Raw genomic sequence first — 23,665 nt, forward strand, 5'->3', positions numbered from 1 at the left:
GTCGCAGAGGTTGGGGGCGAGGTAGGGTCAGCGGCCGCTGTGGCCGGGCGGCTCAGCGCGCTTCAGGGTGCCATGCGGCGCGCTTGCGCGAACACATCTTCGGCGGTGAAGGTCTCCACCTAGCCACGCTCATACGCGGCCACGCGATGCTCGACCTCCTTCTCCCAGGCGGCCTCTACACCGGCAATCGGTGGCTCGTGCAGGGATTCGAGGAGACGCTCCACCAGGCGCGAACGCTCCTCGGCGGGCAGGCTCTTGGCTTGGTCTGCAAGTTCGGCAACGAGATCGGCCATCACGATCCTCCATCTGAATGCAGATCGTACTTGTCTGCGCACCGACGCCGCAAAACCACTGCAGGTCTCATGCTGCCGCTTGATGCCCCGTGCCTTCGCACGGTGCCAGTCACCGCCGCGGATCCGGCTGGGCCGGTCCGCCAGCGGTTGCCCCCTTGAGGGGGCGCGCGCAGCGCGTAGGGGGTGGGCTCACTTGGCCCCACCAATCATCGAACTGATCTGATGCGCCGCTGCCAGCAGCTTGGGCAGGAAGCGCTCCAGCATCACCACCGGCGGTGTGCGGTGCTGCTGACCGCTCACGTTGATGGCGGCCACCACGTCGCCGTTGCGGTCGCGGATGGGGGCGGCCAGTGAGACCAGGCCTTCTTCGAGTTCTTCGGCCACCAGGGCCCAGCCTTGCACACGCACTTGGTGGATGAGGGCGCGCAGGCGGGTGGGGTCGGTTTCGGTCTTGGGAGTGCGTGGCACCAGGTCGCTGGCGGCCAGTCGGGCGTCGAGCTGCTCGTCGGGCAAGCCGGCCAACAGCACGCGGCCCATCGAGGTGCAGTAGGCCGGCAGGCGGCTGCCCACGCCCAGGTTGATGGCCATGATCTTGTGCGTGGGCACGCGCAGCACATAGACGATGTCGGTGGCGTCCAGCACCGCGGCCGAGCACGATTCCTTGATGTCGGCCACCAGGTCTTCCATCACCGGCTCGGCCAGGTTCCACAGCGGCAGCGAGCTCAGGTAGGCAAAGCCCAGGTCGAGGATCTTGGGCGTGAGGCGGAACAGTCGCCCTTGCGCCTCCACATAGCCCAGGTGCTGCAGCGTCAGCAGGATGCGCCGCGCTCCGGCCCGGGTCAGGCCGGCCCGCTCGGCCACTTCGGAGATGGTCTGGGCCGGGGCCTCGCCGCTGAAGGTGCGTACCACCGCCAGGCCGCGGGCGAAAGATTGCACATAGCTGTCGCCGGGTTCGATGCGGGCCGGGGCGGCCGAGCTTGAGTTCGGGTTCATCGTGGAGTACAGTGAGTGTTCACAAAAAGAACTGTTGTTCGATAGTAGAACAATCAGGAGTTTTGTCAATCATCTGTTCGATAGGCGATTCATGATCAACAAGATCTGTGCCTCGATCGAGGCCGCCCTGGCCGACGTGCGTGACGGCTCGACCGTGATGATCGGTGGTTTTGGCACCGCCGGCATCCCCGACCACCTGATCGAGGGTCTCATCGCCCAGGGCGCCCGAGATCTGACCGTGGTCAACAACAATGCGGGCAACGGTGACACCGGACTGGCCGCCTTGCTGAAGACTGGGCGGGTGAGGAAGATCATCTGCTCCTTTCCGCGCCAGGTGGATTCCCACGTGTTCGATGGTCTGTACCGCAGCGGCCGGATCGAGCTCGAACTCGTGCCGCAGGGCAACCTGGCCGAGCGCATCCGTGCGGCCGGGGCGGGCATCGGCGCCTTCTTCACGCCCACCGGCTACGGCACCGAGCTGGCCCGGGGCAAGGAAACCCGCGAGATCGACGGCCGACACTATGTGCTGGAGTATCCCATTCACGCCGACCTGGCCCTGATCAAAGCCGAGCGGGCCGACCGCTGGGGCAATCTCGTCTACCGCAAGACGGCGCGCAACTTCGGTCCCATCATGGCCATGGCCGCCAAATGCACGGTGGTGGAAGTGCCCGAGATCGTCGAACTCGGCGTGCTCGACCCGGAGGCCGTCGTGACTCCGGGCATCTTCGTGCACCGCGTGGTGCAAGTGGAACGCAAAGCCACCCGGGCGGGCGGCTTCAAGAAGGAGGCCGCATGATGAAACGGTGGACCCGTGATGAGATGGCTCGGCGCGTGGCGGCCGACATTCCCGACGGTGCGTACGTCAACCTCGGCATCGGCTTGCCCACGTTGGTGGCCAACCACATCCCGCCCGATCGCGAGGTGGTGCTGCACAGCGAAAACGGCGTGCTCGGCATGGGCCCGGCCCCGGCTGCGGGCGAGGAGGACTATGACCTCATCAACGCAGGCAAGCAGCCCGTGACGCTGCGGCCTGGCGGCTGCTATTTCCACCATGCCGACAGCTTCGGCATGATGCGCGGCGGCCATCTCGACGTGTGCGTGCTGGGCGCTTTCCAGGTGGCCGCCAACGGCGATCTGGCCAACTGGCACACCGGCGCGCCCGATGCGATTCCCGCCGTGGGCGGTGCGATGGACCTGGCCATCGGGGCGAAGAAGACCTACGTGATGATGGAGCACCTCACCAAGAGCGGCGAAAGCAAGTTGGTGCCGCGGTGCACTTACCCTCTGACCGGCGTGGCCTGCGTGAGCCGGGTCTACACCGACCTGGCCGTCATCGACCTCACCCCCGATGGCGCCCGGGTGATTGACAGGGTCGAAGGGCTGAGCTTTGATGAACTCCAGACGCTCACGGCCATCCCGCTGCTGCGCGCGTGATCGACCCCCTCATCGAACGAGAAAGACCTTTTTCCATGACGCAAGCCTTCATCTGCGACGCGATCCGCACCCCCTTCGGCCGCTACGGCGGCTCGCTGTCGTCCGTGCGCACTGACGACCTGGCCGCCGTGCCCCTCAAGGCCCTGATGGCGCGCAATCCCCGGGTCGATTGGGCGGCCGTGACCGACGTGATTCTCGGCTGCGCCAACCAGGCCGGCGAGGACAACCGCAACGTCGCGCGCATGGCCGCGCTGCTGGCCGGCTTGCCGCTGGACGTGCCGGGTGCCACGATCAACCGCCTGTGCGGTTCGGGCCTGGATGCCGTGGGCACGGCCGCCCGGGCCATCCGTGCAGGTGAGGCCGGTCTGATGATCGCTGGCGGGGTCGAGAGCATGAGCCGCGCGCCCTTCGTGATGCCCAAGGCCGAGAGCGCGTTCTCGCGTAACAACGCGGTCTATGACACCACCATCGGTTGGCGTTTCATCAACCCGCTGATGAAGGCGCAGTATGGCGTCGATTCCATGCCCGAGACGGCCGAGAACGTGGCCACCGATTGGAAGATCAGCCGCGAAGACCAGGACAAGATGGCCCTGGCCTCGCAACTCAAGGCGGTGGCGGCGCAGAAGGCCGGCTACTTCGAGGCCGAGATCACGCCGGTGACCATTCCTCAGAAGAAGGGCGATCCCCTCGTCGTGAACCGCGACGAGCACCCGCGCGAGACCTCGCTGGAAGCGCTGGCGAAACTCAAGGGCGTGGTGCGCCCGGACGGCACCGTCACGGCGGGCAATGCCTCGGGCGTGAACGATGGGGCGTGCGCGCTGTTGCTGGCCGATGAAGCCAGTGCAGCCAAGTACGGCCTGACGCCGAAGGCCCGTGTGGTGGGCATGGCCACCGCCGGCGTGCCGCCGCGCGTGATGGGCATTGGCCCTGCGCCGGCCACGCGCAAGGTGCTGGCGCTCACCGGCCTGTCGCTCGAGCAGATGGACGTCATCGAGCTCAACGAGGCCTTTGCGGCCCAGGGCTTGGCGGTGCTGCGCGACCTCGGGCTGAAGGACGACGATCCGCGCGTGAATCCCAACGGCGGGGCGATCGCGCTGGGCCATCCGCTGGGTGCTTCGGGCGCCCGCTTGGCCACCACCGCGGTGAACCAGCTCGTCAAGACCCGGGGCCGCTACGCACTGTGCACGATGTGCATCGGGGTGGGGCAGGGGATCGCCGTCATCCTGGAGCGCGTCTGATCATCCCTGCGCGGCGCTGAACTCTGCGAGTTCCTCGGCGTACTCGTAGAGTGCGCCCAGGATGTCCTGGCCCCGCAGGTCATCGTCGGCCAGCGATGCGCCCAGCGCGTCGATGCGCTCGAAGTACTGCGCCAGGGTGGGCAGCCCGTGGGCGCCTTCGTGCAGGCGCGCATGGCAGTGCTCGCGCCAGCGGGCCTGTTCGGAGGCGCTCAGCGTGTGCGGGAAGTTGCGGGCGCGGTAGCGGAAGACGAGTTCGTCCAGGCGCTCGTCGTCGAAGCTCGGCACACGCTCGGCCAGCTCTTCGGGCTTGGCGGCGCGCACACGCTGCAGGCGGCGGCGGTCCTCGTTGCCGACGAAGCCGCCATAGAGATCCTCGTCCACATCCACTGGCCCCGGTGCTTCGGGCCGTGCGAACACCTCGGGCCACAGGCCGGCGAGTTTGGCGCCGTCGCGCGCCACGGTCTGGGCGTGGCGCAGGGCCTGGTCGATGTCGAGTTGCCAGCGTTCGATCACCGCCGGCGTGAGGGCCTTGAGGTTGCCGATCACGATGGGTGAACGGTTGAGGTGGATGGTCTTGATCGGCAGACGGCTGACACCCTCGGGCAGGTCTTCGCGTCGGGTGTACAGGCGCTCGCGCACCTGCGCGCTGCTCAGCTCGAACAGCTCGGCGGGGTCGTGGGCGAGATCCCAGACGATGATCTCGTTCTTGTGCAGGGGGTGCGGGGCGAGCGGCCAGACGATGGCCAGGCCGCCGCGTTCCACGCCGTACATGCCCGACAGATGCACGAAGGGCCGGCCCACGCCCATCTCGGCCAGCACGGCGTCCTTCTTGCGTAGCTTCAGGCAGAAGTCCCACAGACGCGGCTGACGGGAGCGGATCAGCCGGGCCAGTGCGATGGTGGCGCGCACGTCGGACAGCGCGTCGTGGGCGGATTCGTGCGCCAGCCCATTGGCGGCGGTCAGATGTTCGAGCTTGAAGCTGGGCCGGCCGTCCTCGTGCGTGGGCCATTCGATGCCTTCCGGGCGCAGCGCCCAGGTGGCGCGCACGACGTCGAGCAGATCCCAGCGGCCGCAGTCGTTCTGCCATTCGCGGGCGTAGGGGTCGATGAGGTTGCGCCAGAAAAGGAAGCGGGTGACCTCGTCGTCGAAGCGCAGGGTGTTGTAGCCCAAGCCCACGGTGCCGGGGCGGGCGAGTTCGGCTTCCACGGCGGCTGCAAACGCGTGCTCGGGCACGCCGTGTTCGCGGCAGTGCTGGGGCAGGATGCCGGTGAGCAGGCAGGACTCGGGGTCTGGCAGGTAGTCCGGCGTGGGTTGGCAGTACAGCATCACCGGCGCTCCCACTTCGTTCAGCTCGGCATCGGTGCGGATGCCGGCGAACTGGGCGGGCCGGTCTCGGCGGGGCACGCGGCCGAAGGTCTCGTAGTCGTGCCAGAAGAACGATAGATCACTCATGACCGCGACCATACCCGATCGGCCGGGCCGGCCCGCGGATCAGAGGGAGCTCAGGAACTCGCGCAGCGCCCGCTCAAAGGCCTCGGGCTCCTCGATCACGCTGATGTGCGAGGCGTTGTCCAGCACCACGAGCTGGGCACCGGGGCGCGAGTGCACGATGGCCTCCGACATCGCCACCGGGGCACCCTGGTCGCGCCGGCCTGCGATCACCAGCACCGGGCAGGCGATGGTGGGCAGGGCGTCGCGCCAGTCCACCTTTGCCACGGCGTGGCAGCAGGCCACGTAGCCCTGCGGGTCCGTGCGCAGCAGGGTGGCGCGTGCAGCGGCTTCCACCTCGGGGTGGGCGGCCCGGAAGTCGTCGTGGAAGTAGCGGCCCATCACGCCGTCGGCGATCGCAGCCAGGCCCTGTGACTCGACCGCGGCGATGCGCTGGGCCCACAGGGCCTGGGCGGCTTCGGGGTACCACGAGGTGGAGTTGGCAATCACCAGGGCCCGCACCAGGTCGGGGTGGCGCGCGGCCAGGCCCTGGCCCACCATGCCGCCCATGGACAGGCCGACCCATACCACCGGTCCGCGGCCCCATTCGCGCACGACACGCGCCCCATCGGCCACCAGATCGTCCATCGAGTACGGCCCCGGTGGCGAGGCCGACTGGCCGTGGCCGCGGTGATCGTAGCGCAGCACTTCACAGCCCTGCTCGGCCAGCGAGCGCGCCAGTGCGTCCCACAGGTGCACGTCCATGCCCAGCGCGTGGCTGAGCACGACGGGCGTGCCGCGCCCCTGTCGCAGCACGTGCAGCTCCGGGGTGCTGAAGGTGCGGTGGACGCTCACGCGGTGCTCGGGCGTGAGCGGCTGTGCCGGCAGGGCCACGCCCATCTGCCGCAGGACATCGAGGGCCAGCTTGAACGCGGTGTTGGCGGCCGGCACACCGCAGTAGATGGCCGACTGCAGCAAGGTTTCCTTGATCTCGTCCAGCGCCACCCCGCCGGCCACGGCCGCGCGCAGGTGCAACTCGTACTCTTCCCAGCGGCCCTGGGCGATGGTCATGCCCAGCACCAGCAGGCGGCGGGTGCGGTGGTCCAGGCCGGGGCGGCCCCAGATGTCGTGCCAGGCGTAGCGCGTGATCAGCGACTGGAAGTCGGCATTGAAGGCATTGGCCTGGGCCAGCGAGCGATCGACCCAGGCATCGCCTAGCACGGCGCGGCGGTTGCGCAGGCCCTGGTCGAAGGCGTCGATGTGATCGGGGCAGGGGGGCGTGTTCATCTCGGGTCGGGCCTCAATAGGGAAGGGGGGCGGACTGCAGCTGCCGGGCCTGGGCCTCGAGGGTCTCGAGCTGTTCCAGCGCAATGCGAGCGGCCGGCTCGGCGGCCTGATCGACGTCGAAGAGCGGGGCGAGGCGGTCGTGCAGACCGCTCAAGGCGGCGTCGCGGGTGATGGCCTCCAGCGTGACCTCACGCAGGTGGCGCCCAGAGGCCAGGGCCTGGTGCGTGAGGCTTTCCATCAGGGCATGCGCGCCCGCCTTGCCCATGGCCCCAGCCAGCAGCATCGACACCGCCTCGGCGCTGACGAGGCCTTGCAGCGCCTCGATGTTCGCGCGCATGCGCTTGTCGTCCACCTCCAGTCCTTCGGCGGCCTCGGCCAGGGCTTGCACGGCGCCGTGGGTGCTGATGAACAGACCCGCCCACTCGGCCAGCTCGGCCTGCCAGTTGCCCAGTCCGCGCTCGTGCTCTTGCACCATGCTGGCCAGCAGGGCGGCCACACGCTGCGGCGCGCGCGTGGCCGCCGCCAGGGCCACCATGGCCGAGACCGGGTTGCGCTTGTGGGGCATCGCTGAAGAGCCGCCACGCCCGCGGCCCGAGGGTTCGGCCAGCTCGGCGATTTCGCCCTGCGCCATGAGCGAGAGGTCGCGCGCGATCTTGCCCAGGCTGCCGCACAGCACGCCGAGTTCCGTGCCCAGCGCGACCCATTCGTCGCGCTGGGTGTGCCACGCCAGCGCAGACCAAGACAGCCCGAGCGATTGCGCCATGCGCCGGGCCACGGCGGGGCCCTGGGGCCCCATGGCCGACAGCGTGCCCACGGCCCCGCCGAGCTGCAGCCGCAGGCAGCGCGCCGCCGTCTCGCGCAGTCGCTGCTGGGCGCGCAGCAGCGGAGCCACCCAGCCCAACAGCTTGTAGCCCAGGGTCACCACCTGGGCAGGCTGCATCAGCGTGCGTGCCAGCACCGGGCTGCGCGCGTGCGCGCGGGCCAGACCCAGCAAGGCGTTCACCAGGCGCGTGAGGTCGCGGTCGATCGTGCCCAACGCCCGTCGGGTCACCAGCACCATGCCGGTGTCGATCACGTCCTGGCTGGTGCTGCCCCAGTGCACATAGCCGGCAGCCGGCTTGTCGAACAGGGCCACCGTCTCGGTGAGCTTCTTGACCAGCGGGATGGCCAGGCTGCCGCTGCGGCGGCTGTCGGCGATGAGGCCGGGCAGGTCGTACAGGTCGGCCTTGCACACGCTGGCGATGGCCTGGGCGCAGGCCGTGGGCATCAGGCCTTCCTCGGCCTGCGCGCGCGCCAGCGCGGCCTCGAAGTCCATCATGGCTTGGATCACCGAAGACTCGCCGAAGAGGTCGAGCATCTCGGGGGTGGACAGGAAGCCTTCGAAGATGAATGCGGACATGACGGTGACGGTGGCGCTGAGCCCGCAGGCATCGCGCCACGACGACAGGGCTTTTGAAATTTTCAATCAGGGCGATAAACGCACTGATGGTTGTTGGCCGAACAACGCCAGTCAATCTAGGCTATATTGCCGCGCAGAACAAGCCTTCCGTGCCGATGGATGCGGTGATCGGTCCTTCTGTGCGCGAAGCGCGCGATGCAGCAGTAGAAAGGGGCAACGATGTCGCTCACCGTCATGTCCGGGCCTGAGTTTCAAGTGCAAAAGCGCGATTTCATCGCGGGGCTGGAGAAGGGGCTGGCGGTGATCGAAGCCTTCGACCAGGACCAGTCGCGTCTGTCGATGACCGAGGTGGCCCAGCGCACCGGGCTGACACGCGCGGCCGCACGGCGCTACCTGCTCACGCTGACGCACCTGGGCTATGTGGCCTACGACGGGCGCATGTTCTCGATCACCCCCAAGGTGCTGCGCCTGGGCCAGTCCTACATCCACTCGGCCCGTCTGCCACGCATCGTGCACCCGCAGTTGCACAAGCTGGCGCACGCGCTGCAAGAGGCTTCCTCGGCCGGGGTGCTCGACCGCAACGACGTCATCTGCATCGCCGCGACCACCGCCGGCCGCGTGGTCTCGGCCACGCTGCAGCCGGGCACGCGCGTGCCGGCCTACTGCACGGCCAACGGCCGCGTGCTGCTGGCGGCGCTGCCGCAGGAGAAGGTCGACGCCTGGCTCGACGAGCAGCGGCTCGAGCCGCTCACGCCGCACACCATCACACACAAGGACCGGTTGCGCATCGAGATCGCGCGGGCCCGCGCCCAGGGCTATGCCGCGGTCGATCAGGAGCTGGAGCTGGGCCTGCGCACGCTGTCGGTGCCGCTGAGGAACCTGCGTGGCGACGCGGTGGCGGCGCTCAATGTCAGCGTGCACGCCGCGCGCATGTCGATGAGCGAGTTGCACGATCGCTGCCTGCCGGCTTTGCTGCAGGTGCAGGCCCAGGTGCGCAACCTGCTCTGAGGCCGGCGCACGCAGCACTGGGCGGGCCAGTGAGCGGGCCTGGGCCACCCGGGGCTCAGTGCTGCAGGATCTTCGAGAGAAACTCTCGAGCCCGCGGCGTGCGGCGCTCGGGCTGGCCGAAAAAGTCGTCCTTGGCGCAGTCCTCCAGGATGCGGCCCTGATCCATGAAGATCACGCGGTGGCTGACCTTGCGCGCAAAGCCCATCTCGTGCGTGACGCACATCATGGTCATGCCTTCTTGGGCGAGCTGCACCATCACGTCGAGCACCTCGCCCACCATCTCGGGGTCGAGTGCCGAGGTGGGCTCGTCGAAGAGCATCACGATCGGGTCCATGCTCAGTGCGCGGGCGATCGCCACACGCTGCTGCTGGCCGCCCGAGAGCTGGCCGGGGAACTTGTCCTTGTGCGCCATCAGGCCCACGCGGTCGAGCATCTTCAAGCCGCGATCGCGGGCTTCGTCTTTGCTGCGGCCGAGCACCTTGACCTGGGCGAGCGTCAGATTCTCCGTCACCGACAGGTGCGGGAAGAGCTCGAAATGCTGAAACACCATGCCCACGCGCGAGCGCAGCCTGGGCAGGTTGGTCTTGGGGTCGTTCACCGAGACCCCGTCGACCAGGATCTCGCCGTGCTGGAAGGGTTCGAGCCCATTGACCGTCTTGATCAGGGTGGACTTGCCCGAGCCCGAGGGGCCGCAGACCACGACCACCTCGCCCTTGTTGACGCTGGTGCTGCAGTCCGAGAGGACCTGGAAGGGGCCATACCACTTGCTGACGTGGCGGATCTCGATCATGGCCGGCATGGGCGTGCTCTGGTGTGCAGTTCCGGTGGGGAGAAGGATCCGATTGTCGCCGATCGGCGGGGCCGGGCGGGCTTCAGCCCGCGGAGCGGCCCGGAGGCTGCTGCAGGTAGGCGCGCAGCAGCAACTCGCGCAAGCCGGGTTCGGGGTGCAGCGTGGCGCCTTGAGGGTCGAGCCGCACCAGGCGCCACTGGCCCGAGGGGCGACGCGGGTCCAGCAGCAGGGGCTGGCCACCCAGGGTGCCGATTTGCCACCAGTCGAGCACCTCGTCCAGGCGGGCGTCGCAGCGGCCGTCGGTGCCTGGCGGGCAGGGCATCGGCAGCGTTTGCGACTGTCCTGGTCGCAAAGACGCCAGCTGTGCCCCAAGCTGCTGGGCCAGCCGTGGGCGCGCCTGCCGCAGCGTCTGGACCTCGCCAATCGGCCAGATCTCCAGCGATGCCGCGATGCGCAGACCATCGCGGCTGCGGTAGAACATCACGGCCTCTTCGGGCAGCACATCGCCGGTGCGACGGGCCAGCGAGGCCAGCGCCAGCTCCGAGGCGCCGGGCGCTGGCGTCGGGTCGGCCTGGCCGAGCGCCTGCGCGAGTTCGGCCACGCTCCAGTGGCGGGCCGACGCGCCCAGACGGTCCGCCGCAGCCGATGCGCGTTCTTGTTCGCTCATGAAGGCTTGACGACCGACGGCAAGCAGCTGCGGGGCGAGCACCACCGGCAAGGCCAGCACGGCCAGGTAGAGCGCACCGGCGCCGAGGGCGCCGAGGCCCCTGAGCGGCCGGTCGCGCAGGTGCGTGATCAGCTCATCGACCATGCCCATGCGCTGTCTGAGCGAGGCCCGTGCGGGCAGCACGCGCTCCAGCGCCTGGAAAGCCAGCCGCGCCAGGGCGCGGGCGTCGGCCGGCTTGTGCTTGCGCGCGGCCGTGGCGTAAAGCCGCTCGAACCGCATTTGGCGCCACAGTGCACGCCAGGTCAGGGCCCGCAGCACCAGCAGCACCAGGGCGATCTCCAGACCGAAGTACCCCCATAGCGCCAGCAGGCCCGCCACGGCGACCCCTTCGAGCGCCACACGCACCACCACCTGGCGTGCCGGCACCAGGGCTTCGAGAACCTGGCCGCCATCCAGGGGCTGGAAGGGCAGCAGGTTGAAGGCATTGACCAGCAGCAGGATCCAGCCCAGCAGCACGACCTCGGGCACTGCCGGCTGCCACCCCAGCAGCGCCGCGCCCAGCAGCAGGCCGGGCACCGGGCCGGCCAGGCTCACGAGGATGCGGTGCGTGGCGTTGGGCTTGCTATCCCCACCAAAGGTCACGCCGCCGATCAGCGGAAGCATCAGCATCTGCACGCGGCGGTAGCCCAGCGCACGCATCGCGAGATAGTGCCCCGCCTCGTGCAGCGCGATCACGACCAGCAACAGGCCCGCAAAGCGCCAGTCCAGCAGCAGGCCGCTGAGCGCGAGCAAGACGACGGCACTGAGCCCATACAAGGTCCACTGCACCACCGGGGGCGGGCTGTGCTTGGGCCGGGCGTGCGTGGCCACGAAGAGCATCAGGCTGCGTTCGAGCGGGGCCGAAGTCTTCAGGGCTGGAGACGGCGGGGGCACCTGCTTCAGCGTGTGCACCAGGCGCTTGAGCTGCTGCGCCAGGAAGCGCCCCAGAGCCGGCAGCTTGCGCGGGACAATGCGCAGGCTTTCGCCCTCGGGTTCGCACCAGCCGGCTTGCACCAGGGCCTGCAGACTGCGTTCTTCGTAGGCTCCGAGCCGCGCTTCGATGTCCTCGGGCTCGCCCCAGGGCCGGAAGTCCTGCAGGCCTTCGGCTCGCATGGCGTCGAGCTGGGCTTCGTACTGGTCCTTCACCGAGGTGAAGCTGTCGCCGCCGCTGCGCAGCACCTGGGGGTCGGGCGGGAAGATGTTCATCGGCACGTTCTGCGTGGCCACCATCGGCCCGTCCTTCAGTTCGGCCAGCAGGGTCAGCACCGGCACGTTGGGCAGCTCGGGCAGGCCGGGGCCGGCCAGTTGGGCGACGAGGGGAAAGTGGAAGTGCCGGAACACCCGCACCGGCTGCCAGGGGCTGAGGTCGCGGGGTTCGGCCACGGCCTCGGCCGCGTGCGAGAAGCGAAAGCCCAGCTCGGCCAGTTGCGCCTCGATGGGGCCGAACAGATCCTCCACGGCCGCCTGCAGCCGCGGCGGGGCCGGCCGGCGCATCAACCGCCTGGGCAGCCTCAGCGAGGCCAGCGCCCGCATCCGGGCCGCCACCGGCGCCAGCAGCCAGATCAGCGCAACGGCGATGGCCAACACTGCCCAACCCATGCAAGAAGCTCCTCGGTGTGGTCTGTTCCGCGTCCGATCGTCGCGGATTCAGGCCGGATGCGCCAGCCGCAAATACTCCCACAAAGCCTGGGCGGCCGGCCGCACGTGCTTGGCGACTTCGGGGCGCTCGCGGTAGATCCGCACGTCCATGGTCACTTCGTAGGGCGTCGGGTCGGCCGCGGCGCTCACCAATCGCCGGCTGCGCGTCTCCTTGCGCACCGAGCTGCCCGGCAGGAAGGCCAGGCCATGGCCTTCGAGGGCCATGGCTTTCAGGCCCTCGGCCATGTCGGTCTCGTAGATCGTCTCCAGGTGCAGCGGCACCGGCGAGCGCTGCTTGATCGACTCGACCAGCCGGCCCAGGTAAGCGCCGGCGGCATAGCTCAGCAGGGGCACGGGTCGCTGTGGCGTGCCCTGCGTGATCTGGAACAGCGGCTGGCCGTCCGGCCCGGCCTTGGCATAGGGCGCCAGCGTCTCCACCCCCAGGGTCAGCATCTCGTAACGGTCGGGGTTGATCTGCAGCGGCTGCGAGGCATGGTGGTAGGCGATCAGCAGGTCACAGCTGCCTTCGGTCAGGCGCATCACCGCATCGTGCACATTGAGTGCGATCAGCCGGCTCTTCACCGGCGCGAAGCGCTCGCGCAGGTTGGTGATCCAATGCGGGAAGAAGGTGAAGGCCAGGGTGTGGGGCACGGCGAACTCGATCAGGTCCTGACCGGTGGCGCGGTGCGCGCGCATCAGGTTGCGCGTGGCCTGCAGCGTGCCAAGGATCTCCAGGGCCTGGGCCAGGAAGGTCTCGCCGGCCGGGGTGAGTCGCGTGGGGTAGGACGAGCGGTCGACCAGGTCGATGCCGATCCAGGCTTCCAGCGCCTGGATGCGGCGCGAGAAGGCCGGCTGCGTCACGTGCCGCAACTGCGCCGAGCGCGAGAAACTGCGCGTCTCGGCCAGGCTCACGAAGTCTTCAAGCCATTTGGTTTCCACGGCGGCAGTGTAGCCAGGGGCCCATCAGAGGTCGGTCCTCAGCTTCCAGATCTCCGGGAAGAGCACCACATCGAGCATCTTGCGCAGATACCCCACGCCCGAGGTGCCGCCGGTGCCTCGCTTGAAGCCGATCACACGCTCCACCGTGGTCACGTGGCGGAAGCGCCACAGGCGGAAGGCGTCCTCCAGATCGGTGAGTTCCTCGCCAAGCTGGTAGAGATCCCAGTGCTGCCCGGGCTGGCGATAGACCTGCAGCCAGGCCTGCTCGACCTCGGGACTTTCCACGTAAGGCTGGGTCCAGTCGCGTTCGACGTGGCTGGCCGGCACCGGCAGTCCGCGTCGCGCGAGCAGGCGCAGCGATTCGTCGTACAGCGAGGGCGCACGCCAGGCTGCCTCCACCTCGCCCAGGCGGCGCGGGTTGTGCGCGTGCGGCTTGAGCATCGCTGCATTCTTGTTGCCCAGTGCGAACTCGATGCAGCGGTACTGCCAGCTCTGAAATCCGCTGGAGTTCGACAGATACGGCCGAATGGCCGAGTACTCCGGCGGCGTCATCGTCGCCAGCACGTCCCAGGCATGCACGAGCTGCTCCATGATGCGGCTCACGCGCGTGAGCATCTTGAAGGCCGCGGGCAGCTCGTCGCGGGCGATGCAGGCGATGGCTGCATGCAGCTCGTGCAGCATCAACTTCATCCACAGCTCGCTGGTCTGATGCTGCACGATGAACAGCATCTCGTTGTGGTCCGGCGAAAGCGGGTGCTGCGCGCTCAGGATCTCGTCCAGGTGCAGGTAGTCGCCATAGCTCATGTCCTTGGAGAAGTCGAGCCGGGCGCCTTCTTCGCGCACGATGTCTTCGGGTCGCTGCGTCATGGGTCGTCCTCAGGTCACCGCGGCACGCTGGTGGAAGCGTGCTTCGCGCCACAGGCCGCTGTCCATCACCTGCACGAGTTGCTCTACCGCATCCCACACATCCACAAAGCGCGTATAAAGCGGCGTGAAGCCAAAGCGCAGGATGTCGGGCATGCGCTCGTCGCCGGCGCGGAAGTCGCCCACCACCTGTCTGGAGATCAAGGCCTGCACGATGGCGTAGGCGCCCTCGGCGCGGGTCAGGCAGACCTGGCTGCCGCGCAGCCGCGGCTCGCGCGGCGACACCACGGCCAGACCATGGCCAGCGCAGCGGGCTTCGACGAGTTCGGCAAAGAGCGTGGTCAGTGCGATCGACTTCTCCCGCAGCGCGGCCATCCCGCCCAGCGGCTCGGCCGCCAGCACCGTGTCCACGCCGCACTCCAGCGCGCTCATCGCGATCACCGCCGGCGTGCCGCACAGGTAGCGCGAGATGCCGGGGGCGGGTTCATAGCCAGGCGAGAACCGAAAGGGCGCGGCGTGCCCCATCCAGCCGGCCAGGGGCTGCCAGAAGCGCTCGGCATGGCGCGGATGCACCCACACGAAGGCCGGCGCTCCGGGGCCGCCGTTGAGGTACTTGTAGCCGCAGCCCACCGCGAAGTCGGCGTCGGCCCCGCGCAGGTCCACCGGCACGGCGCCGGCCGAATGGGCCAGATCCCACACCACCAGGGCGCCAGCCGCGTGTGCGGCGCGGGTCACCGCCGCCATGTCGTGCATGCGCCCGGTGCGGTAGTTCACATGCGTGAGCATCAGCACGGCCACCTCGTCGGTGAGCGCGGTCTGCAACTCGTCGGCCTCGACGAGCTGGAGCGTCCAGCCCAGCTCGCGCGCCAGGCTTTCGGCGATGTAGAGGTCGGTCGGGAAGTTGCTGCGCTCCGAGACGATCACGCGCCGCGCGGGCTGGTCCTGGCGGGCGATGTGGCTCGCGGCCATCAGCACCTTGTAGAGATTCACCGAGGTCGAGTCGGCCGCCACCACCTCGCCGGCGAGCGCGCCGATCAGCCGCGCGATCTTGTCGCCCACGCGCCGGGGCAGGTCGATCCAGCCGGCGGTGTTCCAGCTGCGGATCAGGTCGCGACCCCATTCCTCGCGCACCACCTGCTGCACGCGACCGGGCGTGGCGCGCGGCAGAACGCCCAGCGAGTTGCCATCGAGGTAGATCAGGCCTTCGGGGATCTCGAACAGCTCGCGCAGGGGGGCGAGCCGGTCGTCGGCGTCGAGCGCCAGGCAGTCTTGTCGTGTGGTCATGGTCGAGGCTCCTTCAGGGCAGCTCGCGCAGCACGGCGCGCACCGGGCTGGCATCGGCCTCCATCAATTTCAGGGGCAGGGCGATCAGCTCGTAGTCGCCCTCGGGCACCTCGTCGAGCACGAGGTTTTCCAGCACGCGCAGGTCGCGCCGCAGCAGCACCTGGTGGGCGTCCAGGGTCTTGCTGGACGCCGGGTCCACCGAGGCCGTGTCGATGCCCACGAGCTTCACGCCGAGATCGGCCAGCCACTCCAGCGTCTCGGGCGCAAAGGCGCTGAAGTCGTCGACCCAGCGGTCCACCACGGCCCGCGCGCAGGTGCGCACCAGCACCCGCGGTGGCAGGTCCGTCTGCGCATGGGCCAGGTGCTCGGGCCGCACCAGCGCGCCCGCACCGAGGGCGTGGATCACCCGGCACGGGCCCAGGTAGGGAGCGAGGTCCACGGCCCCGATGGCCGGCGCGCCGTTGGCGTAGTGCAGCGGCGCATCCGCGTGTGCACCGGCGTGCGGCGAAGTGGTGATCCGGCTCACGTTCACCGGGCAGCCGGGTGCGATCGTCGCCTCCCAGGCCTGGGAGTAGGGCGTGTCGCCCGGAAAGACCGGGCTGCGCGCATGCAGGGGCGGGGAGATGTCCCACAGACGCTTCATGGGCGGCTCGTCGTCGAAGAAGGCGGAATTTCAGCACCGCCATTCGGGGCGTGGTGTCGGTTATTTCCAACGCTTCGGACAATTCTCTACCCGGCCGCTCCCGATCAGGCGCCCAGCGGTGCCAGCCCATGCCGCACACGGGCCCGCGTGCAGGCCTCGTCCGGCAGGCCCAACGGGGCCAGGGCGCCGAACTCGCGACAGGGCGAGGGCCGCCACTCGTAGATGCCGCAATGCGCCTTCACCCCCACCTGGCCCACCAGCGCGGCGCAGCGGGGGCGGGCATGGTCGGTGCCGCGCATGCGGCAGGTGGTGTCGGTCACGTCCACCGTGAGCCCCGTGGGCACATGGCCCCCGGCCTCGTCGAGCTCATCGCGGGCGAAATCGACGCGAAAGCTCGCGCAGCAGGCGCCGCAGCGGGTGCAGGGGTTGTCTGGAAGGAGGGTCACACCCGGATTGTCGCGCCCGTTGTAGTCTGGCGCCATGGCCTATCGTGTGCTCGCCGACCTGCTGGTGCTGTTGCACCTGGGCTTCGTCGTATTCGTCGTAGCCGGGGGCTTCCTGGTCTGGCGCTGGCCGCGGGTGGCCTGGGCGCACCTGCCCGCGGTGGCTTGGGGGGTGTGGATCGAGTGGAGCGCGGGCATTTGCCCGCTCACCCCACTGGAAAACCGCCTGCGTGCGGCCGGCGGCGAGGCGGGCTACGACACGTCCTTCGTCGAGCACTACGTGATGCCGCTGCTCTACCCGGTGGGGCTCACCCCGGCGGTCCAGGCCTGGCTGGGGGCCGGGGTGATTGCCGTGAACCTGCTGGCCTACGGCGTGTGGCTGTGGCGATGGCGCCTCAGCCGATCCGCCCAAGCAGAAGGTACTCCATGAGCACCTTCTGCACATGCATGCGGTTCTCGGCCTCGTCCCACACCACGGATTGCGGGCCGTCGATGACGTCGGCGGTTACTTCCTCGCCGCGGTGGGCCGGCAGGCAGTGCATGAACAGCGCGTCGGGCTTGGCCACGGCCATCATGTCGGAGTCCACGCACCAGTCGGCAAAGGCTTTGCGGCGCTGCTCGTTCTCGGCCTCGAAGCCCATGCTGGTCCAAACGTCGGTGGTCACCAAGTCGGCACCACGGCAGGCATCCATCGGGTCCTTGAAGGTCTTGTAGCAGCCCGGGTCGCGGATGCCGGCCAGGGCGGGATCCACCTCGTAGCCGGAAGGCGTGCTCACGTGGACCGTGAAGCCCAGGATCTCGGCCGCCTGCAACCAGGTGTTGGCCATGTTGTTGCCGTCTCCCACCCAGGCCACCACCTTGCCGGCGATCGAGCCGCGGTGCTCGATGTAGGTGAAGATGTCGGCCAGGATCTGACAGGGATGGAACTCGTTGGTCAAGCCGTTGATGACCGGCACGCGCGAGTGCGCCGCGAAGGCTTCGAGCTTGGCCTGCTCGTAGGTGCGGATCATCACCAGGTCGACCATGCGGCTGATCACGCGGGCGCTGTCTTCAATCGGTTCAGCGCGGCCGAGTTGGCTGTCGCCGGTGGTCAGGTGCACTACCGAGCCGCCCATCTGGTACATGCCGGCCTCGAAGCTCACACGCGTGCGCGTGCTGGCCTTCTCGAAGATCATCGCCAGCGTGCGGTCCACCAGCGGCTGGTATTTCTCGTAGTTCTTGAAGCGTTTCTTGATCAGCGCGGCGCGCTCGAAGAGATAGGCGTATTCCTCGGCGCGGAAGTCCTTGAACTGCAAGTAGTGCTTCATCAGCGAGTCTCCCGGTTTCATCGCTGGCCTCACGAGGCGGGGGTGGCCAGGAAGGTCTTCACCAGCGGCACGAGTTTGGCCACGATCTCGTCGGCTTCGGCTTCGGTGAGAATGAGCGGGGGAACGATGCGGATCACCTTGTCGGCCGTCACGCTCATCAGCAGGCCCGCTTCCATCGCCTGGGCGAGCAAGGCGCCGCAGGGGCGGTCGAGCTCGATGCCCAGCATCAGGCCCTGCCCGCGGATCTCGACGACCCCGGGCAGGCTGCCCAGCTCGCGCGTGAGGCCGGCCTTGAGCGCCGCCCCCACACGTGCGGCGTTCTCCAGCAGTCCCTCTTCTTCCATGATGCGCAGCGTCTCGACACCGGCACGCATGGCCAGCGGGTTGCCACCGAAGGTGGTGCCGTGGTTGCCCGGCTGCAGCACGTTCGCCGCCTTTGGGCCGGCCACCACCGCGCCGATGGGCACGCCCGAGCCCAAGCCCTTGGCCAGGGGCATCACATCGGGCACGATCCCGGCCCACTGATGGGCGAACCATTTGCCGGTGCGGCCGATGCCGCACTGCACCTCGTCGATCATCAGCAGCCAGCCCCGCTCGTCGCACACGCGGCGGATCTGTCGCAGATATTCGGCGCGCGCCGGGTTGACGCCACCTTCGCCCTGGATGGTCTCCAGAAACACCGCCACCACGTTGGGGCGGCTCTTTGCCACGTCCTCGAGGGCGGCCACGTCATTGAGCGGGATGCGCACGAAGCCCGGCACCAGCGGGCCGAAGCCGGCCTGCACCTTGGGGTTGCCGGTGGCCGACAGCGTGGCGATCGAGCGGCCGTGGAAGGCCTTTTCGTAGACCACGATCTCGGGCAGTTCGATCCCCTTGTCGTGCCCGAACTTGCGCGCGATCTTGATCGCAGCCTCGTTGGCCTCGAGCCCCGAGTTGCAGAAGAAGACGTTGGTCATGCCCGACAGCGCCACCAGCCGGGCCGCAAGCTGCTCCTGCAGCGGCACTTGGTAGTAATTCGAGCAATGGATCAGCTTGGCGATCTGGTCCTGCAGAGCCGGCACGAGCTTGGGGTGGGCGTGCCCCAGGGTGTTGACCGCGATGCCGCCCAGGGCGTCGAGATACTCGCGCCCCTCGGTGTCCCAGACCCGGCAGCCTCGTCCATGCGACAACGCGATCGGCAGTCGGCCGTAGGTGTTCATCACATGAGGCATCGACGAGTTCGGGGTCTGGGGGGCGTTCATGGCATCTTCCGCAAAAGAAAATCGCGGCGGCAGGCCCTGCATTGGCAGGGCCCCCAACCGCGTCGGCGCTTCATTCTAGGGCAGGCGAAGCCGAGGTGGGATGAAAGCCGTGCGACAGCTTGGGCGCGCCATCATCGGCGAACCGGGCGCCGATGCACCGACAGGAAAGGAATCCGACTGAAACCCTGATGGGTCTTATATAAGATATCATTCCTAAGACCTGTCGCTGCAGGAACCCCGCCTACACTTGGCAGCGCGGCCGCCACAAGCGGCGCATCGAGAGTCTGTACCGCATGACCAGCCCCAAACCCCGCGAGATCTTCATTCAGGGGATCACCCGCGACGGCCGCACCTTCCGTCCCAGCGACTGGGCCGAACGCCTGGCCGGCGTGATGTCGTGTTTCCGTCCGGGCGGCGGGCAGCCGGGCCGCTCGGGGCCTTTGGGCTACTCCCCTTATTGCGTGCCCACCGTGGTGGGGGGGGTCAAATGCGTGGTGGTCAACGAGGCCATCCGGCAGATCGAGCCGATGGCCTGGGACTTCGTGATGAACTTTGCCCGCGACAACGACTTGCAGATGGTCGAGGCCTGTCTGATTCCGGACCCTCCCGCCCCCAGCCGCGATTGACGCGCCCATGAAAAAGGGCTCGCATTGCGCGAGCCCCTGCAGTCTCAACCCGGCAGGCGCTTCAGGCGGCCAGGGCCTTGATCGATGCCGACAGACGGCTCTTGTGACGAGCCGCCTTGTTCTTGTGGAAGATGCCCTTGTCGGCGATGGAGTCGATCACCTTCTGGGCGTGTTGGAACAGCTCGGCAGCGCGGGCCTTGTCGCCGGCCGCCACGGCCTTTTGCACGTTCTTGATGGCCGTGCGGAACTTGGAGCGCAGCGCAGTGTTCGCGGCGTTGAGCTTGACGTCCTGGCGGGCGCGCTTGCGGCCCGACGCGATGCGGACGGTCTTCTTGGCTTTGGACGAAGTGGCCATGGACGGATGGATTCGATTCGGGTTGAGCGAAACTCGAAGTATAGCATGGGCCGGTCGCCCCGCCCAGGTAGGCCCGGGGTCCGCAGCCTCCCGCGGGCGGCGGGGCGGGGCCGGCGTCGCGCCTGCTGCCTATAATCGCGCCCGACACCGAAGGCGCGCGTCCAGCGCTGCGCTGCTCTCATGAACCTGCTGCGCGCCGCTTCCACCGTCTCCCTGCTGACCCTGGCCTCACGCATCACCGGCTTGGTGCGCGAACTGCTGATGGCGGCCACCTTCGGCGCCTCGGCCTGGACTGACGCCTTCAACGTCGCCTTCCGCATCCCCAACCTGCTGCGCCGGCTCTTCGCCGAAGGGGCGTTCTCCCAGGCATTCGTGCCCATCCTGGCTGAAAGCCGTGCCCGCCAGGGCGACGAGGCCACCCGTGCCTTGGTGGACGCGGTGGCCACCGTGCTGGTCGGGGTGCTGCTGTTGACCTGCGCGCTGGGCGTGGTGGCCGCCCCGGTGCTGGTCTATGCCATCGCCGCCGGGCTGGCGCAGTCGCCGCAGGGGTTCGAGGCGGCGGTCGTGATGACCCGCTGGATGTTCCCCTATATCGGCTTCATGTCGCTGGTGGCGCTGTCGGCGGCCATCCTGAACACTTGGAAGCGTTTCGCGGTGCCAGCGGCCACGCCGGTCTTGCTCAACCTGGCGATGATCGGTGCGGCTTGGATTCTGGCCCCGCGCTTCGAGGCCTGGGGGTTGCCCGGCATCTACGCGATGGCCGCTGGCGTGATGCTGGGCGGTGCGATGCAGCTGGCCGTGCAGATGCCTGCGCTGGCGCGCATCGGCATGCTTCCGCGCCTGCGTCGGCCGGGCGCGGCCTGGCGGCACGACGGCGTGCAGCGCGTCGTGCTGTTGATGGCGCCGGCCGTGCTGGGCGTGGCTGTGGCCCAGGTGTCGCTGCTCATCAATACGCAGATCGCTTCTTTCCTCGGCGAAGGCCGCGTCTCCTGGCTCACCTACGCCGACCGTTTGATGGAGTTTCCCACCGCGTTGCTGGGTGTGGCCTTGGGGGTGGTGCTGCTGCCGCAGCTCTCGGCGGCTCAGGCTGTGGGCGACACTCGCCGCTACAGCGAGCTGCTCGATTGGGGGCTGCGGCTGGTGCTGCTGCTGGCCCTGCCCAGCGCCGTGGCCCTGCTGGTCTTTGGCCAGCCGCTGGTGTCGGTCCTCTATCACTACGGGGCATTCCATGATGGGGATCTGCGCCAGACCAGCTTGGCCCTCATGGGCTACGGCGTTGGCCTGGTCGGTCTGATCGCCATCAAGGTGCTGGCGCCAGGCTTTTACGCGCGTCAGGACATCCGCACGCCGGTGCGCATCGCGATCGTGGTGCTCGTGCTCACGCAGGGCATGAACCTCGTGTTCGTGCCCTGGCTGGGCCATGCCGGCCTGGCCCTGTCCATCGGGGTGGCGGCCCTCGTCAATGCCGGCTGGTTGCTGGCGGGTCTGCTGCGTCGGGGGGCCTATACGCCCCTGGCGGGTTGGGGGCGCTTTGCTGTGCAGGTGGCGGCCGCGTGTACGGTGCTGGGCCTGGCGCTGGCGGCAGCCGCCCAAGCCCTGGACTGGGCGGCCCTGCGGTCCACCCCCTGGGTGCGCATCGGCTGGATGGGTCTGAGTCTGACCACGGCGGCGCTGCTCTACTTCGGTGTGCTGGCGGTGCTGGGCCTGAAGCTGCGCCAGTTTGCCCGGCGCGCCTGACGACGCGCGCCGCCCCAGCGCACCCCGTTCACCTCGCCGAGCCGCCGTTGTCGGCCTACACTCAGTCCATGCAATACGGCTGTCCGACCGCGCTCGACTACTTCGCGACCCTGGTGGCCGACGATGCGGCCTTTCCCTTGACCGAGGCGGCGCTGTCGCTGGCCCAGGACGAGTTTCCCGACTTGGACATCCAGGGCGTCCTGGCCGAGATCGACGCCTTGGCCGAGCGGCTCAAACGCCGGCTGCCCGCCGACAGTGCACCCCTGCACCGCCTGCGCATGCTCAACCGCTATTTTTTCGGGGAACTGGGCTTTGCAGGGAATGTGAACGATTACTACGACCCCTACAACAGTTGTCTGAACATCGTGCTGCAGTCGCGGCGCGGCATTCCCATTTCGCTGGCAGTTCTCTACATCGAACTGGCGCATCAGGTGGGGCTGCCAGCTCAGGGGGTGTCCTTCCCGGGGCATTTCCTGGTGAAGCTGCGCATGCCGGGCGGCGAGGTCGTGATCGACCCGTTCAGCGGTCTTTCGCTGTCGCGGGAGGAACTGGAGGAGCGTTTGCTGCCCTACAAGCGCCAGCAGGGCTTGACTGGCGAGTACGACGTGCCGTTGGGGTTGTTCCTGCAGTCGGCCAGTGCTCGCGAGGTGATCGCGCGCATGCTGCGCAACCTCAAGGAGATTCACCGCACCCATGAGGACTGGCCGCGTCTGGTGGCGGTGATGCAGCGGCTGGTCATCTTGCTGCCCGAGGCCCTGGACGAGTTGCGCGACCGCGGGCTGGCGTATGCCGAGCTGGGCCGCCGCGAGGAGGCCATCGCCGACCTGGCCGACTATGTGCACAAGGCCCGGCAGGCGAGCGACCGCCTGGCGATCGCCGAGCGGCTGGAGTCGTTGCGAGGCGGCACGCCGCGCTGGCATTGACGCCGACGCCCGAGGGCGTCCAGTGTTCAGATCACCTGGGTGGGGGCTTCGTCGCCTTGACGCGCCTCGATGCGGCCGATGGCGTGGACCGTCTGGCCCTGCGCACGCAGCAATTCGGCCGCACGGGCCGCATCGGCCTCGGCCACGATCACCACGAAGCCGATGCCGCAGTTGAAGGTGCGGTGCATCTCCGACTCGGCCACACCACCTTCGCGCTGCAGCCAGTCGAAGATCTCGGGGCGGGGCCAGGCCTTGCCCTGCAGCACGGCCTTGGTGTGCGCGGGCAGGCAGCGCGGGATGTTCTCGACCAGACCGCCGCCGGTGATGTGGGCCATGCCTTTGATGCGCACGGCCTTCATCGTCTCGAGCACGGGCTTCACATACAGCCGCGTGGGCGCCATCACGCGTTCGCGGAAAGGCTGGCCGTCCAGCGTGGCCGGCAGCCCGGCGGGGCTGGCGCGCTCGACGATCTTGCGCACCAGGGAATAGCCGTTCGAATGCACGCCGCTGGACGTCAGGCCCAGCACCACGTCGCCCGGTGCGATGTCGCGGCCATCGACGATGCCGCCTTTTTCGACCACCCCGACGCAGAAACCGGCGAGATCGTACTCGCCGGGGGGGTACATGCCGGGCATCTCGGCCGTCTCGCCGCCGATCAGCGCACAGCCTGACTCCTCGCAGCCGCGGGCGATGCCGCCCACCACGCGGGCGGCGGTGTCCACGTCGAGCTTGCCGCAGGCGAAGTAGTCAAGGAAGAACAGCGGCTCGGCGCCTTGCACCAGCACGTCGTTGACACTCATGGCCACCAGGTCGATGCCGACGGTGTCGTGCAGGCCCCATTCGAAGGCCAGCTTGAGCTTGGTGCCCACGCCATCGGTGCCCGAGACGAGCACCGGCTCCTTGTAGCGCTTGGGGATCTCGAACAAGGCGCCGAAGCCGCCGATGCCGCCCAGCACGCCTTCGCGCAGCGTGCGCCGGGCCAGAGGCTTGATGCGTTCGACGAGGGCATCGCCGGCGTCGATGTCGACACCGGCATCACGGTAGGACAGGGAGGTCTGGGACATGGTGTGCGCAGGCGGCGTCGTGCCG

General features: G+C 68.6%; 24 protein-coding genes. 8 read left to right on the plus strand and 16 right to left on the minus strand.

The genetic code is table 11. The features are described 5' to 3' along the window. Nucleotides 1-119 precede the first annotated feature (119 nt). Entirely contained in the window at nt 120-293 is a 174-nt protein-coding gene (locus tag ACK4ZD_RS08265; protein WP_409660412.1) for an addiction module protein, read from the minus strand. Nucleotides 294-482: 189 nt separating this feature from the next. After that, a complete protein-coding gene (locus ACK4ZD_RS08270; protein ID WP_409660414.1) occupies nt 483-1,286 on the minus strand; it encodes an IclR family transcriptional regulator in 804 nt (267 codons plus the stop codon). Between the two features lie 91 nt (nt 1,287-1,377). On the opposite strand from ACK4ZD_RS08270, the gene ACK4ZD_RS08275 reads away from it, so the two are divergent. The 3 genes from ACK4ZD_RS08275 to pcaF are packed head-to-tail and all read left to right on the plus strand — an operon-like array spanning nt 1,378 to nt 3,958. Then, nucleotides 1,378-2,082, plus strand: coding sequence for a 3-oxoacid CoA-transferase subunit A (locus ACK4ZD_RS08275; protein ID WP_409660416.1), 705 nt, complete (start codon nt 1,378-1,380; stop codon nt 2,080-2,082). Continuing rightward, nucleotides 2,082-2,720, plus strand: a complete 639-nt coding sequence (locus ACK4ZD_RS08280) for a 3-oxoacid CoA-transferase subunit B (RefSeq protein ID WP_409660537.1) — start codon at nt 2,082-2,084, stop codon at nt 2,718-2,720. The genes ACK4ZD_RS08275 and ACK4ZD_RS08280 overlap by 1 nt, the downstream gene beginning before the upstream one ends. A gap of 35 nt (nt 2,721-2,755) precedes the next feature. Next, a complete protein-coding gene (gene pcaF / locus ACK4ZD_RS08285) occupies nt 2,756-3,958 on the plus strand; it encodes a 3-oxoadipyl-CoA thiolase (protein WP_409660418.1) in 1,203 nt (400 codons plus the stop codon). On the opposite strand, the gene sbcB is transcribed toward pcaF, so the two are convergent. From sbcB to pcaB, 3 genes are read right to left on the minus strand one after another with little or no spacing between them, the layout of a single operon-like run. Further along, entirely contained in the window at nt 3,959-5,410 is a 1,452-nt protein-coding gene (sbcB, locus tag ACK4ZD_RS08290) for an exodeoxyribonuclease I (protein ID WP_409660420.1), read from the minus strand. It abuts the gene before it with no gap. Nucleotides 5,411-5,449: 39 nt separating this feature from the next. Beyond that, nucleotides 5,450-6,673: a 4-carboxymuconolactone decarboxylase gene (gene pcaC / locus ACK4ZD_RS08295; RefSeq protein WP_409660422.1), complete on the minus strand. Its 1,224-nt coding sequence runs from the start codon at nt 6,671-6,673 to the stop codon at nt 5,450-5,452. A gap of 13 nt (nt 6,674-6,686) precedes the next feature. Next, nucleotides 6,687-8,072 (minus strand): 3-carboxy-cis,cis-muconate cycloisomerase, encoded by a 1,386-nt coding sequence (gene pcaB / locus ACK4ZD_RS08300; protein WP_409660424.1) that lies wholly within the window; start codon nt 8,070-8,072, stop codon nt 6,687-6,689. Between the two features lie 219 nt (nt 8,073-8,291). Here pcaB and ACK4ZD_RS08305 point away from each other — a divergent pair, with 219 nt between their 5' ends. Further along, nucleotides 8,292-9,080 carry an IclR family transcriptional regulator C-terminal domain-containing protein gene (locus tag ACK4ZD_RS08305; RefSeq protein WP_409660426.1) on the plus strand — a complete coding sequence of 263 codons (789 nt, stop codon included), beginning with the start codon at nt 8,292-8,294 and terminating at the stop codon, nt 9,078-9,080. 55 nt (nt 9,081-9,135) lie between these two features. On the opposite strand, the gene ACK4ZD_RS08310 is transcribed toward ACK4ZD_RS08305, so the two are convergent. From ACK4ZD_RS08310 to ACK4ZD_RS08340, 7 genes are all read right to left on the minus strand, one after another. Next, the gene (locus tag ACK4ZD_RS08310) at nt 9,136-9,870 is read right to left on the minus strand and encodes an amino acid ABC transporter ATP-binding protein (RefSeq protein ID WP_409660539.1); all 735 of its coding nucleotides are present in this window, start codon (nt 9,868-9,870) and stop codon (nt 9,136-9,138) included. An 82-nt stretch (nt 9,871-9,952) separates the two neighbouring features. Beyond that, a complete protein-coding gene (locus ACK4ZD_RS08315) occupies nt 9,953-12,175 on the minus strand; it encodes a site-2 protease family protein (protein WP_409660428.1) in 2,223 nt (740 codons plus the stop codon). A gap of 48 nt (nt 12,176-12,223) precedes the next feature. Then, entirely contained in the window at nt 12,224-13,153 is a 930-nt protein-coding gene (locus ACK4ZD_RS08320; RefSeq protein WP_409660430.1) for a LysR family transcriptional regulator, read from the minus strand. A 24-nt stretch (nt 13,154-13,177) separates the two neighbouring features. Then, nucleotides 13,178-14,020, minus strand: a complete 843-nt coding sequence (kynA, locus tag ACK4ZD_RS08325; RefSeq protein ID WP_409660431.1) for a tryptophan 2,3-dioxygenase — start codon at nt 14,018-14,020, stop codon at nt 13,178-13,180. Between the two features lie 9 nt (nt 14,021-14,029). Then, nucleotides 14,030-15,301: a kynureninase gene (gene kynU / locus ACK4ZD_RS08330; protein ID WP_409660433.1), complete on the minus strand. Its 1,272-nt coding sequence runs from the start codon at nt 15,299-15,301 to the stop codon at nt 14,030-14,032. Nucleotides 15,302-15,314: 13 nt separating this feature from the next. Then, nucleotides 15,315-15,944 carry an arylformamidase gene (gene kynB / locus ACK4ZD_RS08335; RefSeq protein WP_409660435.1) on the minus strand — a complete coding sequence of 210 codons (630 nt, stop codon included), beginning with the start codon at nt 15,942-15,944 and terminating at the stop codon, nt 15,315-15,317. A 104-nt stretch (nt 15,945-16,048) separates the two neighbouring features. Continuing rightward, a complete protein-coding gene (locus tag ACK4ZD_RS08340) occupies nt 16,049-16,426 on the minus strand; it encodes a YkgJ family cysteine cluster protein (protein WP_409660437.1) in 378 nt (125 codons plus the stop codon). On the opposite strand from ACK4ZD_RS08340, the gene ACK4ZD_RS08345 reads away from it, so the two are divergent. Beyond that, nucleotides 16,425-16,817, plus strand: a complete 393-nt coding sequence (locus ACK4ZD_RS08345) for a DUF2784 domain-containing protein (protein WP_409660438.1) — start codon at nt 16,425-16,427, stop codon at nt 16,815-16,817. The genes ACK4ZD_RS08340 and ACK4ZD_RS08345 overlap by 2 nt on opposite strands. On the opposite strand, the gene argF is transcribed toward ACK4ZD_RS08345, so the two are convergent. Further along, nucleotides 16,783-17,715: an ornithine carbamoyltransferase gene (gene argF / locus ACK4ZD_RS08350; protein WP_409660439.1), complete on the minus strand. Its 933-nt coding sequence runs from the start codon at nt 17,713-17,715 to the stop codon at nt 16,783-16,785. The genes ACK4ZD_RS08345 and argF overlap by 35 nt on opposite strands. An 8-nt stretch (nt 17,716-17,723) precedes the next feature. After that, a complete protein-coding gene (locus ACK4ZD_RS08355; protein ID WP_409660440.1) occupies nt 17,724-18,935 on the minus strand; it encodes an acetylornithine transaminase in 1,212 nt (403 codons plus the stop codon). Nucleotides 18,936-19,228: 293 nt separating this feature from the next. Between ACK4ZD_RS08355 and ACK4ZD_RS08360 the strand changes: the two genes are divergently transcribed. Continuing rightward, nucleotides 19,229-19,561 (plus strand): DUF3579 domain-containing protein, encoded by a 333-nt coding sequence (locus ACK4ZD_RS08360; protein ID WP_409660442.1) that lies wholly within the window; start codon nt 19,229-19,231, stop codon nt 19,559-19,561. Nucleotides 19,562-19,622: 61 nt separating this feature from the next. On the opposite strand, the gene rpsT is transcribed toward ACK4ZD_RS08360, so the two are convergent. Next, entirely contained in the window at nt 19,623-19,916 is a 294-nt protein-coding gene (gene rpsT / locus ACK4ZD_RS08365) for a 30S ribosomal protein S20 (protein ID WP_409660443.1), read from the minus strand. Between the two features lie 180 nt (nt 19,917-20,096). On the opposite strand from rpsT, the gene murJ reads away from it, so the two are divergent. Together murJ and ACK4ZD_RS08375 are read left to right on the plus strand one after the other, a co-directional pair. Beyond that, nucleotides 20,097-21,653 carry a murein biosynthesis integral membrane protein MurJ gene (murJ, locus tag ACK4ZD_RS08370; protein WP_409660444.1) on the plus strand — a complete coding sequence of 519 codons (1,557 nt, stop codon included), beginning with the start codon at nt 20,097-20,099 and terminating at the stop codon, nt 21,651-21,653. Between the two features lie 68 nt (nt 21,654-21,721). Beyond that, on the plus strand, nt 21,722-22,576 hold the full coding sequence (locus ACK4ZD_RS08375) for a SirB1 family protein (protein ID WP_409660446.1): 855 nt from the start codon (nt 21,722-21,724) through the stop codon (nt 22,574-22,576). A gap of 26 nt (nt 22,577-22,602) precedes the next feature. Here the strand turns inward: ACK4ZD_RS08375 and purM are convergent, their stop codons facing one another. Next, nucleotides 22,603-23,640 (minus strand): phosphoribosylformylglycinamidine cyclo-ligase, encoded by a 1,038-nt coding sequence (gene purM, locus ACK4ZD_RS08380; RefSeq protein WP_409660448.1) that lies wholly within the window; start codon nt 23,638-23,640, stop codon nt 22,603-22,605. Nucleotides 23,641-23,665 lie beyond the last annotated feature (25 nt).

Origin of the sequence: Caldimonas sp. (genome assembly GCF_046291045.1) — a bacterium.
Classification (GTDB): domain Bacteria; phylum Pseudomonadota; class Gammaproteobacteria; order Burkholderiales; family Burkholderiaceae_C; genus Caldimonas.